12 protein-coding genes are annotated in these 13,458 nt (G+C 57.4%); all 12 read left to right on the top strand.

Going from position 1 to position 13,458, the window contains the following annotated elements; all coding sequences use genetic code 11:
* Positions 1-1,423: integrase (locus U5771_RS28925; RefSeq protein WP_322027136.1), on the top strand; the 1,423-nt coding region annotated here is incomplete at its 5' end.
* A 50-nt stretch (positions 1,424-1,473) separates the two neighbouring features.
* A complete protein-coding gene (locus tag U5771_RS28920) occupies positions 1,474-2,373 on the top strand; it encodes an ATP-binding protein (RefSeq protein ID WP_322027135.1) in 900 nt (299 codons plus the stop codon).
* A 127-nt stretch (positions 2,374-2,500) separates the two neighbouring features.
* Positions 2,501-3,802 carry a hypothetical protein gene (locus tag U5771_RS28915; RefSeq protein WP_322027134.1) on the top strand — a complete coding sequence of 434 codons (1,302 nt, stop codon included), beginning with the start codon at positions 2,501-2,503 and terminating at the stop codon, positions 3,800-3,802.
* 576 nt (positions 3,803-4,378) lie between these two features.
* Positions 4,379-4,672, top strand: a complete 294-nt coding sequence (locus U5771_RS28910) for a glycine zipper domain-containing protein (protein ID WP_217250210.1) — start codon at positions 4,379-4,381, stop codon at positions 4,670-4,672.
* 111 nt (positions 4,673-4,783) lie between these two features.
* Positions 4,784-5,725 carry a TraB/GumN family protein gene (locus U5771_RS28905; RefSeq protein WP_322027133.1) on the top strand — a complete coding sequence of 314 codons (942 nt, stop codon included), beginning with the start codon at positions 4,784-4,786 and terminating at the stop codon, positions 5,723-5,725.
* A 31-nt stretch (positions 5,726-5,756) separates the two neighbouring features.
* Positions 5,757-5,936 carry a hypothetical protein gene (locus U5771_RS28900; RefSeq protein ID WP_322027132.1) on the top strand — a complete coding sequence of 60 codons (180 nt, stop codon included), beginning with the start codon at positions 5,757-5,759 and terminating at the stop codon, positions 5,934-5,936.
* Positions 5,937-5,956: 20 nt separating this feature from the next.
* Complete coding sequence (locus U5771_RS28895; protein WP_322027131.1) at positions 5,957-8,050, top strand: peptidase domain-containing ABC transporter; 2,094 nt, start codon at positions 5,957-5,959, stop codon at positions 8,048-8,050.
* 64 nt (positions 8,051-8,114) lie between these two features.
* The gene (locus U5771_RS28890) at positions 8,115-8,696 is read left to right on the top strand and encodes a 2OG-Fe(II) oxygenase (RefSeq protein WP_322027130.1); all 582 of its coding nucleotides are present in this window, start codon (positions 8,115-8,117) and stop codon (positions 8,694-8,696) included.
* A 23-nt stretch (positions 8,697-8,719) separates the two neighbouring features.
* Positions 8,720-9,688, top strand: a complete 969-nt coding sequence (locus U5771_RS28885) for a GNAT family N-acetyltransferase (RefSeq protein ID WP_322027129.1) — start codon at positions 8,720-8,722, stop codon at positions 9,686-9,688.
* Positions 9,679-10,989 carry an HlyD family secretion protein gene (locus U5771_RS28880; RefSeq protein WP_322027128.1) on the top strand — a complete coding sequence of 437 codons (1,311 nt, stop codon included), beginning with the start codon at positions 9,679-9,681 and terminating at the stop codon, positions 10,987-10,989. The genes U5771_RS28885 and U5771_RS28880 overlap by 10 nt, the downstream gene beginning before the upstream one ends.
* Positions 10,932-12,326: a TolC family protein gene (locus U5771_RS28875; protein WP_322027127.1), complete on the top strand. Its 1,395-nt coding sequence runs from the start codon at positions 10,932-10,934 to the stop codon at positions 12,324-12,326. Before U5771_RS28880 ends, U5771_RS28875 begins: the two co-directional genes overlap by 58 nt.
* Positions 12,327-12,618: 292 nt before the next feature.
* The gene (locus tag U5771_RS28870; RefSeq protein ID WP_322027126.1) at positions 12,619-13,440 is read left to right on the top strand and encodes an alpha/beta hydrolase family protein; all 822 of its coding nucleotides are present in this window, start codon (positions 12,619-12,621) and stop codon (positions 13,438-13,440) included.
* Positions 13,441-13,458 lie beyond the last annotated feature (18 nt).

Genomic DNA, 13,458 nt, shown 5'->3' with positions numbered 1-13,458 from the left:
CTACCCTTTCAATCAGGATCTGCAGGGTATCCGCAGTCTGGCCGCCGCCATCCGCCGCCTGGTGGCAACCCGCACGTTTGCACAGAGCGCACGAGTTGCCGGCGCCCAACACGTTCAGGCGCCACGTCCGCCGTTGGATCAGCCATCACGGCCAATGGTCACCCGTCCGTTCGAAGTCGTTGAGTTCGACGGCCATAAACTGGATATCCGGTTACGCATTTGCGTCATCGATCCAATCGGATTGAAAAAAGACGTCGAACTTGAACGCGTGTGGTTACTCGTTGTCCTCGATGTGTGCACCCGGGCGGTACTGGGTTGGCACCTCGCATTGGCCACCGAATACAATCGCCATGACGTCATCAAGGCGATACAAAATGCCTTGCAGCCCCGCCGGAAGCGAACGGCCTTCTCGATTGCCGGATTACGTTACGATACACGCGCGGGTTTCGTCAGTGACGCCGTGCGCCAAACCGAGTATGCAACGTGGGACTGGCTGCGCTACGACAATGCGCGCAGTCACCTGGCTGGAGAAACGCTCGCGACCGTATGCGACATGATCGGCAGTCACATCGACGCCGGCCCCTACGCGGAACCCAACGAGCGTCCCTATATCGAACGATTTTTCGGCACCGTTGGCAGTACGTTGTCGCATCGCCTTCCCGGCGCGACGGGAAAGGGTGCCCAAGATGTGCGACGGTCCTTGTCGGATCCAGACGGCAAACTCAGCCTACTGGTCACCAGCGAAGAACTGAACGAACTGCTCGAAGTCAGCTTCGCGAACTACAACGGTACGCCGCATGACAGCCTCGGCGGGCGCTCCCCCCTCGAAATGATGCAGCATTTTGCGCAAAAGCCCGGGGCGCTATGGCGCACGCTTGCCGAACGCTACCGGAAGAATCTGATGCTGCTGCAGCCGGTTCATCCCGCCGTCGTTCGGGGCAATCTGCGCCACGGCGTGCGGCCCTATATCAGCCTGTACGGCGTGCGGTATTCCAGCAGCGTGCTGAGTGAATCGTCTCGGCAGATCGGCAAGCCGCTGCGAATCTATTTCGATCCCGAAGACATGCGCGTCGTGACGGCCTTTCTCGAAAGCGGCGAAGAAATCGGCCCGCTCCGGGCGGCAAGACCCTGGGACCAGACGCCTCATTCGTTGCGCCTTCGTCAAGAGATTCTTCGACTGAAACGACTCAATGAGATTGACTACGGTGTCCATGTCGATCCCGTCGACGCCTACCTCAAATATCAACGACGCAAGTCTCGTACAAAACAACGGCGATTGTCACATCGCGTCGCCGAAGCCGAGCGTGCCGTAAACCAGCGCGACAAGCCCCTCGAGAGCGCGACGGCACCGACGTCGACCCAAGGAGACCAACACTCTACCGTGAGCTTGTCCGAGCTCGGCAAGGGGCAGATCTTTCGTTAACCATGGCGACCGACTCACTACGGCCCTTGCCGATCGAGGAACATCCGGTCGTGCTGTCCAAATATCGCATCCCGACGCCATCGATCGCGGAGTTCTACGCGCTGCTGTTGCGCTGCCTGACGTTGCGCACGGGAGCGATGGTGTATGCCCGATCGCGCATCGGAAAGACCTATGCAATCTTGTTCCTCGAGGCGCTGCTCGGTTCACAACGTCCCTCTCTGCCGATCCTGCGCATGCGCTGCCAGCACAAGCGCGTTTCTACGGAGACGGCTTTCTTCAGTGCTTTGCTGACCATGGCTCGTCACAAGGCCAGTTCCGGGCGTGATCCGACTCAGTTGAGACAACGCCTTGTGCAGCGTCTGCTCGAAATTGCCGATCAGGCGAACAGCAACATCATCCTCGCTTTCCTTGACGAGGCCCAGCACCTGACCTATTCCGAGTTCGAGTGGTTACGCGACATCCATGACGAGCTTGAGCTCGAGGGGGTACGCGTGGTCACCGTGTTCGTCGGTCAACCGGCGCTGCGATCCAGGAAAAGTGTCTTCCAGCGTGATGGAGAAGAACAGATTGTCGCGCGCTTTCTGACCGAAGAATTACCCTTTCACGGCGTGCGTTCAGCACACGAGTGTTCAGTCTGCCTGCAAGGTTACGATCAAGGCGAATATCTGGAAAACTCCGGCTGGAATCATACACGCTTCTTTTTTCCGCGAGCCTATGGCGCCGGGATGCGTCTCGCCACCGAAGGTAGTGCGCTGTGGGAAGCGTTCGACGATGCCCACAAACGCGCTCAACTGGTGGGCGAGCTGGAAATCCCGATGGAATTCTTTGCACGCGCGGTCGAGCATATTCTCCACCGGTACGCGTCGCACGACTCCGAAAATTTTGCCTTTTCCAAAGCAATCTGGGACGAAGGCGTGGATGAGTCCGGCTATGTACGAGCCAGAAAGTAGCCTGGTCACCTCTGCGACAGGGCTGCCGCCTCGCCGTGCTTCCGTTGTGCTCCCGGCCACGTACACGACCCGCCCGGCATGGACTTGCAAGGCCGAGTCGGCATGGTCGCGTTTCGCGAAATTTCAGATGCTCAATCGCTTGAATTGGGCGCAACTGTGCGAAGCGCTGTCCGTATTGCCTACGGTCAACGCGGGGACGGGTATCGATCTTCGGACTGCGGACAGCTTTGACCTTGCCGACTTGGCGACGACCTTGCACGTCGAACCAGGCGATCTGGAATACTCGTTTAGCACGGCGAGCCGTCAGGATGCGCTGCTCGACGCGGCAAGCTCCTTCCTGCGTTTCTGTCCGATCTGCGCTTCGGCTGGGTTTCATGCAACGCTCTTTCAGCTTACCGCGTTCAAGAATTGCCCGATTCACGGGTGCTCCCTGTGCGAAGCCTGCGCCCGGTGCGAGCAGCCGTTGGCATACCGCCTCCATGCCGGACTCGTTCGCCATCCCTATGCCTGCCCGGTTTGCGGCGACTCCCTACTCGCCACGCGTTCGCTTCGTCGCCTGCAACAGCAGTCGGCTATCGATGCTGTGGGACTGGATCGCCTGCGCGCATGGCATGACTACTACCTCCGGCACGCACGCCTGCTCAGTGCTGGCGACCGGCGCATCCGCGATGCGGCGGGACAGTATCTTTCCGATGAAGTCGTTCAGGCCCATTCGAATATTCCTCGACGTCTCGCATTTATCGGCGATTTACCACGATATCTTCACTATCCTCCCGAACTACCTCCGGTCAATTCGATGCCGAATGTCACATCGGAACACGAGGCCAGCCCAGTCACTTCGGAGAGTCCGTTGATGCATTGCGCCTGGGCGGCCCAATGGCCGCATGTTGACTCCACGTGCATCATGCTATCGGCCGTCTACAGAAGGCTCCGGGGAAATCGGATCCGACGCCTGACACGTTCGGTAAGGCCTATTTGGTCAGAGATCGATTCCGGCAGTCGTTCGACTGAACACGGATTGTTGTTGTTCGACGGTAGCGCGTCACCACTGTCGATCGCTTTGCTCGGCTGGCGCTTTTCCTGGGAGCGGCGATTCAGCATTGAGACTCTTGTTGGTTGTCCAAAACACTATCCGCCGTTCGGCTTGCTTGAATGGATGGCTTTCATGCCCCTTCACCTACCTCCCGCCGGCATCAGCGATTCCGAAGACTGGTTACTACGCTACTTCGTTCACGCACTTGAACAAACCTGGAACGCATGGTGCACCATCGCGATCGGTATGCGAGAAAACGGGTGCTACGTCGTCTCTCCATTGCTTCTGCCTACGCGTGTGCTCTGGTTGGACCCTCATGATCGGCGCGTCGACTTCAGCCACATCGCGGAAAGCTTCCATGATCAGGTCGGCAGCAAGGCAGCGCTGGACTGGTAAGTATTCGTCTGTCGGTGATCGGCGCGGATCCTACGATTGTCCCGCTGGTTGATCATGACTTCGTGCCGCAAGGCTTTCCCGGGTGCGCTGGTCACCCGAAAACTCTTGATGTAGTGTCATTCCATTTGCACGAAGCCCCGCACGGCAAGGCTGAGGGGCAAATCAGGCGCCATAAATCCCGAGATGTGTATATCGAGGTGCTACGAACGCCACCTCGGCTAACCAATATATGAGCTTTTTCCTTCAACAATCCAAGTAGTGCCTCATGAAACCTGAAAGATACGACAGCAAAACAGATGTTTCGTTTGTATAGCGACAGCATCTTTCATATTTCATAAATCTATCTTTCAGAATAATTGGATAATTACCAATTATGAAAGGAAGATAGAATGGTTTTAGTGCATTAGTTTTGATAATCTCGCTCGGCCTGCAAGGAAAGCATCACGATTTAATGTGAGATGAGTGCAGTGGATCGACCGCAGACGTGCGCGTAATTTTCCCGGGGCTGCATTTTCACCGAAATCGTTTTAGCGGGCATTCGGTTAATAGAACCCAACGAAACGGAGATTTTCAATCATGAGACTCCTGAATGACAACGAACTTGCAATTCCGAGTGGCGGCGTATCTGCCGGTGATGTAGGCAATGCGGTCGGCGCTGCTGTCGGCGGCCTTGTCGGCGGCGAAGTGGGTGGGCCGGTCGGCGCAGCGGTCGGTAGCGCGGTGGGGGCCATTGCGGGGGAGGCCGTCGGTGAAGCAATTGGCGATGCTGTTAGCGGCGATTCCAGCGATAGCTCGGGCGACGACGGTTCCAGCGATGGCGGGGACGGCGGCGATGGGGGTGATGGCGGAGGAGATGGCGGCGGCGATTAACCGTTAGCGGAAGTGCCGCGGGCCGGCTTTGGTAGAGGCCCGCGGTATTGATCGAACCGCGCAATGTCGGGGTTTGGCATCGACTGTCGTTTGGCTACCGGTGGATTGCGTATGTCGATTTCCCGTGGTGATTTCCTGAGAATCGTGATTTCCTTCATGATCAACGCTATTGCTCCCGGTGCCGACGCTGCACCGCAAGATGACACCTCGATCCGGGAAAGATCTTTCCCCAGTAGCGGGATCGTCTGGAAAGCTGTCTCCGAAACAGGTCTCGTGGTCAATCTCATTCCGACGATTCACGTGCTTCCTCGTCACGAGCGGTTGCCAACCCGTGTCGTCGAGAAAATCGCTACGTCCGCAAAGGTATTTATCGAAGCCAATCCTGACGACGCGGCCGATCGAGCGAACGCTGTAAGGCATTGCCGTTACCCGGACGACGACGACGTATTCATGCATCTGACTGCGCAGACAGCCGCACTGCTCATCGCACGCGCCAACGCCGATAAACTTCCGGTGGAGAAAATCAAAAGATTGAAACCTTGGGCCATCTCGATCCTGCTCCAGGACATCGAGAAGCGAAATGCGGACCTCGGCAAACTGACGAGCGTTGAAGCAAAGATCGTGGCCGAAGCGCACCGCAACGACGTTCCGGTTGAAAGCTTTGAAAGCATCGAGCAGCAGTTTGTGATGTTTGATTCGTTTCCAGAGGACATCCAGGACGCGATGCTACGCAGCTATCTTGAACAAGACGCGACCGCGGCACAAACCCACGCCGCACTGACACGCATCGCGCGAGCTTGGCTGACGGGAGATGTCGAGCGAGTTGGTAGCGAGATTTCAGCGCTCGATCCGTACACCCCGCGTGTCGACAGGATCGTCAACGAAAAAATGCTGGATCAGCGAAACCATCGGTTTGCCGACCGGATTTTGGCTGAAGCGCAATCACCTGCCGCGGCCCCATTCGCCGTCGCGGTTGGATTCAACCACTTCAATGGACCAAGTGGCCTGCTGGCGCTCCTCGCGGCTAGAGGATTCGTCGTCGACGCTACCTGAGACAAGCTCAACCGATACAAAAATTTCGAACATGGACAAACACGCAATTCTTTCCGCCCTCGTCATCGGCGTGCTGGCTTATCTCATCACGTCGGGAGTACGGCGTTTATCCGAGCGCGGCCGACTCGGACAATCAAAGTGGACGAGGCACACGCTGATCGTGGTTCTCATATTCATCGCCGCGCTCGGCGTCAAAGCGCTGCTCGGCTAGTTGCTCTACTGCTGCTACCCATGAATCTCCTCGGGATATTTGGCAACCTTCAGGTCGGGTTGCGCAAGAAGGTTCCGGTCGTTCTTCAAAACGAGGCGGCCGAGTGTGGACTTGCGTGCGTCTGTATGGTCGCATCGTTTCACGGTCATGAAATCGATCTGCGCCAGTTGCGTCAACGCTTTTCGGTATCCCTCAAAGGCACGACGCTCGCCAACCTCGTGGAGATCGGAAGCCATCTGAAACTGACGGCACGCCCACTGTCTCTCGAACTGGATGAAGTGCGTCACTTGCAACTACCCTGCATTCTGCACTGGAGCTTCAATCACTTCGTCGTGCTGGAGAGCGTCCGTTCATCGGGCGTGGAAATCGTCGATCCGGCACTCGGACGCAGCACCGTTGAATGGAAGGAACTGTCCAGGCATTTCACGGGTGTCGCACTCGAACTCACGCCCAACCCGGAATTCAAACGCGCGAAGCGGAAAGAAAAGCTTCGCGTCCGCGAGTTGACGGGGCGCATTGTCGGGCTCAAGCGAACGCTGTCGCAGATATTCCTGCTCGCCATCGCGATCGAAATTTGTACGATCGTGACACCGTTCTTCGTGCAATGGGTAACCGACGAGGCACTGGTTACCGGCGACGAACAATTGATATTGACCCTCGCCATTGGATTCGGCATTGTCTGGGCGTCGCAGACCGCCATCGAAGCCTTGCGTGCCTGGATTGTGGCGCACATGGGCGCGTCGCTCAACGTGCAATGGCTTGCCAACGTCGGCAGCCGATTGTTTCATCTACCCGGGAGCTTTTTCGGAAAACGCCATCTCGGCGATATCGTTGCCCGGGTCAATACGATCAACGTCATCCAGAACACGATCAGCACGAGCGTGGTAGAAGCCGTGCTCGACGGCGCGATGTCAATCGGCACGCTCGTGATGATGAGCGTGTACGACGCCAGGCTTGCGCTGATTAGTGTCTGCGCGTTGGCAATCTACATTGTCTTACGGGTTTCACTATACGGCGCATTGAGATCTGCCAACGAGAGCCAGTTTGTCTTCGACGCAAAGCAACAGACGTATCTGCTCGAAAGCGTCCGCGGCATTCAAAGCATCAAACTGTTCGGCAAGGAGCATTCGCGGATCGCTGGGTGGCTGAACCAGATCGTTCGGCAAAAGAACGCATGGTTGCGTACGCAGCGGTTGCTGGTGTTCTTCCACGGCGCGAACAGCTTTATCTTTCGTGCAGAAAACCTGATCGTCGTCGTGATGGGTGCCAATGCCGTGATCGAAAAGAGGTTCTCGATCGGCATGTTGCTCGCTTACCTTTCATATCGCGAGCAGTTTTCCAAGCGTGTGACGAGTCTCGTCGACAAGGCATATGAGTTCCGCATGCTGGACGTCCAACTGAACCGCCTAGCCGATATCATGTACGAGAAGGAAGAAGTGCGTACCACGGGTGTCGAGACGACGCGCTTTCCTGCGGCAAGGATAGTGTTGAGGGATGTTTCATTCCGTTATGCCGACGAGGAAGCGGAAGTCGTCAAAAAATTCAGTATGACCGTCAATCCCGGTGAGCATGTCGCAATTGTTGGAGCGAGCGGTAGCGGAAAAACGACGATTCTGAAAATCATCGCCGGCCTGCTTCGCCCGACGTCGGGCGCTGTTCATATAAACGATTCGCCTATTGAAGCGCTCGGAACAATGACGCATCGTCGACTCATCGGAACGGTCATGCAGGAAGACCAGTTGTTTGCCGGCACCCTGGCAGAAAATATCTGCTTCTTCGACGAGATGCCTGATCACGCGCGTATTCGTGAGTCGGCCCGGATTGCGGCCATCGAAGACGACATCAACCGCATGCCGATGGGGTTTAATTCGATGGTCGGCGATATGGGCTCGGTCCTGTCCGGTGGGCAGAAACAGCGCGTGCTGCTCGCCCGGGCGCTATATCGACAGCCGTCGGTACTGCTGCTCGACGAAGCCACTAGCCACCTCGACGTGGAAAACGAGAAACGCGTGAATGAGGCGATCAAGAAACTTCCGCTGACAAGAATCATCGTCGCACATCGACCAGAAACAATCGCCAGCGCAGACCGGATTATCGACGTGTCGGGTATGTAACGGATGGGTTTGCGAGTCGACGATCCCTTCTGCGGTCCACATCAGCAACAAACGGGGAAGCCAATTGGAGCACATTGCAAAAACGATCGTTGTTTTTGACGACCTGGTGCCGGCTGCTTTGCGCCAGAGCCTCAGCGAGTTGGTCCGTCGCCCGATTTGGCAATACGGCTGGCGCTCGAACATCCGCCGCGACCGCTTCTGTTTCTGGCATGCCAGTTTCGCAGGCGGTGGAATCGAGAGTCGGGCGAATTGCGAGGCGGAGCTGTCGAACGATGCGGCAGCCGGGCCGGTCTTCGAATTGTGGAAACTGCTATCCAGTGGTCCGCTGAAAGGACACGAACCGCTGCGGGTATATGCGAACAGTCATACCTACGGTGTCGAGGGCTATGTGCATACGGATAACGACGACACCGAGAACTACTTTTCGACGATTTACTACGCACATCAGACCTGGCACAAGAACTGGTCCGGAGAGACGCTGTTCTATACGCGTGACGGGCAGGATATCGTGAAAGCCGTTTATCCCCGACCAGGGCGGATCGTTTCTTTTCCGGGTTCCATTCCACATGCAGCCCACGCACCGAGTCGTGAGTGCGCGGAACTGCGCGTTTCGATCGTTTTCAAGAGCCAAAAGGCCGGCGTATGAGCAGACGATCATATGAAGAGCAAGTGGCGTTTCTTGTCGAGACCGGTGCGAGCCAAGTCTCGCACTCGGGACGCACGTTCCTCGATCATCTGCTCGGGGTCGAAAATCTGCTGAAGCGTTGGGAATGCAATGTGGACGTCCAAGCCGCTGGACTTTTTCATAGTGTGTATGGAACGAACCGGTTCAAGACGGCACTGGTTGGCCTCCACGCTCGCCCGCTCGTCGCGCAGTTGATCGGACGTGATGCCGAGGAGTTGGCGTTCCTGTTCTGTTCGTCGGAACGACCACAGGCGTGGCTTGATGCCTGCGCGACCGGAAAACTCGTCGACCGTCGTTCCGGCAAGGCGAAAACTGTGTCGAAAGCATTGCTCGGCCGTTTAATCGAGATGGAATGCGCAAACCTGATCGAACAGGGTAGCGGGAACAAATTCCTGAAAAGCATTCCAGCGGTAGCCAAAAGAGCCGGTATCGTGCTGAACGCATCGTTGATCGATGAAATCGTCACGCAATCGGCAACCCGCGACAATCACGTGAAAGTGGCTCGTCTGGCGATAGACGCGGCAAATCCCGCAGATTATTCTTCAATCCTCACACTTGCACGCCAATTGCATGTCGACAGCCGCTACGCTTCGATTCGTTTCGACGAAGCAGCAACGAAGCGGTTTATCGCGTCGGCGGCCGTCGATTCAGGTCATTGTATATTCGTTGCTCGAATCGGCGGAGAACCTCAAGGTTTTCTACACGGAGTGCTCCACGAGCTTTCCTGGGCCAATGCGAAGGTCGCGCTATGCGAACACCTGTATGTCGCTCCGCGGCGGAGAGGGTTGGTCGGATTGCGACTCCTGCACGAGTTCAAACGATGGGCACGGACGGCCGGCGCAGTTGAACTCCGCATGCTTGACACGTTTGGCGATAACGTAGTGCGTTCGCGCGCTTACTTTGAACGGCTCGGCCTGGATGCTACCGGCGGGAGCTTTGCGCTGTGGCTATAAACGTCGATTCTGACGTTTCGGGTCCGCTTGCGGATGTGCCGCCTCAGCCGTTGTTCCGTGAAACGGCGCTTGAATTCCGGCAGCGTACTTTGCCCGGTACGGTCCTGCTTTCGCAGGAGGTGCCACGCTGGGTGCTGACGATCGCATCTTTAGCCCTTGCGTTGGCAATATGCGCGTTTCTCGCTTTCGGCGACTATACGCGCCGGGTACGGGTCGGCGGGCAGGTGCAATTGACGCAGAAGGTCGCACACGTCTATGCGTCCGTCGATGGAACGATCGTCAAACGTCTGGTCAACGAAGGGCAGTTGGTCGAAAAGGGCACCCCGCTCTACGTGATCGACAGCGACAGGCGAAGCGCATCGATCGGTCAGACTCAAGAGGCGATCACTGCCAGTCTGAACGAGCGGCGTGACGAGATATCCAGCGAGAAAAGCCGACGCAGCCGGATTCTCGTCGAAGAGCGCCAGGCGCTCGACGACAAGGTTCGCGATCTACAAGCCGAACTTCGTCAGATGCGGGCACAGGCGGGCGCATTGCGCGCACTCGTCGACGCGAATGAGCAAAACCTTGGCCGCTATCGGCAGCTCGCAGCGCAAGGGTACTTTCCGCTCGCGCAATTGCAGCAGAAAATCCAGGACAACCTCGATGTGAAAGCCAGATTGGCCGGTGTCGAACGCGATATGGCAGCGACGTTGTCCAGTTTGCAGCAATCCCAAAGCGCTCAGCGCAATTTCCCGTTGCAAGCACAAAACGAGCTGTCCGGGTACGACCAGAAGCTGGCTGATCTTGGTGCGCAGCTTGCCGACAACGAGGGTCGGCGGGAAATCGTTGTCTATGCGCAGATCCGTGGGCGGGTAACGGCGGCGCTCTACGATCCAGGCCAGTCGGTTACGTCCGCCACCCTGTTGGTGAGCGTGGTGCCATCCGACGCGCAGTGCGTGGTGGACCTGTATGTGCCGAGCCGCGCAGCCGGTCTCATATCGATCGGCTCGGCGGTGCTGCTTCGCTACGAAGCGTTTCCGTACGAAAAGTTTGGCCAATACGGCGGCCATGTGATCGAAATAGCGCACACGGCGCTCCCGCCGACGCTGTTGCAGCAGGATAGCAACTCGCGGGAAACGCTGTATCGGGTCCGCACTCGGCTCGACGAGCAGACAGTGAAAGCATACGGCCGGTCGGTCAATCTCGAGGACGGCATGAAGGTCGATGCCGACATTCTTCTCGAAACGAGGAAAATCTACGAATGGGTTTTGGAGCCGCTCTACGCGATCTCGGGGCGCTACGGTGGCGTCGTGCGATAGTCGCGCTGGCCCTGGGTCAGGCCGCTTTGCCGACCGTATTTGCACAGACTGTCGCACCGGTATGGGATCTCGTGCAGACGATCGATCATGTGGAGACCGCGAATGCCGGCTTCGCTGCTGCACGCGCGGAATATCGCGCGGCACAGCAGGCCGTACCGGAGGCCATGGCGGGCTTGCTACCCCGCGTCGCACTATCGGGAAAGATGCAGAAAGGCAGCACCCTGGTGGGGGAAAGCACGGGCGCAAAGGATTTCCATACCAACGGCTTCACACTCTCGCTTACCCAGCCATTGATCAACATCGGGCAATGGCAGACCGTCGACGAGGCGAGACTGGGCGAAGCGCGCGACGCGATCGCGCTGGCGGAGGCTCACCAGAATCTCCTGGCCGATGCGACATCCGCTTACGTCGACGTCCTCGCCGCGCAGGCCAGACAACGCGCTGCGACGGCACACCGAGCCGCATTGGCCGAAGCTTTGGAATCGGCGCGTCATGCGTTTGAATTGGGCGTGGTTACGGTCGTTGAAGTAGACGATGCTCGGGCGCGTCTCGCACGGTCCGACGCGGATCTGGCCGAGTTCGAGAATGACATCGAGATTGCGATGAGCAAGCTTCGCAAGATCGCAGGTGATGATTCGATCACAGTCAAGCCGCTGCCGTTCGCGTGGACACTGCGGCCAGTGTCGCCGGGCGCGCTGACCGATCTGCTGGAACGGGCCGAGGGAGAAAATCTTGGCGTTGCCCGATCGCGACTCGAAACGCGAATCGCCGACAAGAAAATAAAGGAGGCCCGCAGCGAATTGCTTCCGACCGTGGAGCTCGTGCTCAGCCACAGTCGCGGCTCGGCGACCTATCTGGAAAGCCAGACCAACATCCTCTTAGGCCGGGCTGGACACTCCGATGCGATCGGTATTCAGATCAGCGTACCGATCTTCGACGGATTCTCCACGGTCGCAAAAACGCGCCAGCGTCTCGATGAAAAGGACTCGGCCGATAACAAACTGGTTGAGACCATTCGAACCGTACGTCAGCAAACGCGTCAAGCATATCTCACTTTAACGTCGAGCCTTTCTCGGGTGCATGCGCTGTCCGAAGCCATTCATGCGGCAGTCACTGCCCGCGACGCGACCCGGAAGGCATACACGCTTGGCGTCAAGATCAATGTGGACGTGCTCGATGCGGAGGATCGGTTATATGCAGCGCAGACCGACTCCATCAGGGCGACTTTCGATGCACTGCAGTCCGAGATTAAATTGAAACGGTTGACGACCGATCTCACGGAATACTATGTCGCTGAGCTGAACCGCGAGATATACGAGGGGACGAATGTGCCATGATCCCGATGGAGACGAGTCAATCATTGTTGCGCTCAACTGTCTGCGATTACACGACTCCGTTGGGCTGACGTTACCGCGATGAGGCTATATGCCACCTGCTGAACAGCATCCAATTTTCACTCGCGCTGCATCAGATGCTCTTTATCGGCAGTTTGAGGGCGTTGTCGAGACGGCTTGCCAAGCAATGAGGGATCCTGCACATTCGAGGCAACCTTGTCGAAAATGGATATTTGTCCGTCTGCTTCGACCATTGGTGTCGGGAGCCTTGATCGTTTCCTTGATCGGTTGTGTAATGTCCGAGAAGGACGATCAGCCTGTCGCAACTGACCTCCACGAAACCATCGTCAAGGTTTCCGTTGACGTGGAAGCGCATAAGCGCGACATAGTAGCGACCACTTATATGCCTGCCGGTCCGGGACCATTTCCATTGATTGTTTTGAGTCACGGCAGTCCGCCTGATCCCCGTGACCGGTGGAAGGTAGGCCGCTACCGTGAATTGCCGCAGATTCGGACGTTCGTCCAACTGGGTTTTGCTGTTATCGTGCCGATCCGTCGTGGCTACGGAGCCACGGGGGGCGCCGACTTGGAGGAGACTGGTTCTTGCCAGCATCCTGATTACACGGCCGCCGGCAAGCAGGCAGCGCAGGATGTGCTCGCGGCCATAAAATATGCGCAGACATTGCCTCAGGTGGATCGGAAACATGTTGTTTTGGTAGGGCAATCAGCGGGTGGATTCGCGTCGCTGGCAGCAGCAAGCTATGCCCCGGAGGGACTAGTCGCGGTCGTCAACTTTTCAGGTGGTCGCGGCGGGAACCCGTTGACACATCCTGGCACGCCGTGTGGCGCGCAGCAGATGGCTGACACGATTGCATATTTCGCAACGACAACGCGTGTTCCGGTGCTCTGGCACTATGTTCAGAACGACAAGTTCTTTGCACCTGAGATTGTTGCGACATGGTTTGCAGGATTTCAGGCGGCTGGCGGTCGGGGGCAAATGATCGTCGAACCGCCTTTCGGTAAGAACGGTCACGGCATGTTCACTGTCAAGGAGGCAATCCCCATCTGGTTGCCACACTTCGAGCAATTTGTTGACCCGCTCGTATCGACGAAATAGCTGGATCCGATTTCTGAC

Origin of the sequence: Burkholderia sp. BCC1977 (genome assembly GCF_905339595.1) — a bacterium.
In the GTDB taxonomy this organism is placed as follows: domain Bacteria; phylum Pseudomonadota; class Gammaproteobacteria; order Burkholderiales; family Burkholderiaceae; genus Burkholderia.
This window is presented reverse-complemented; position numbering and strand designations above follow the sequence as displayed.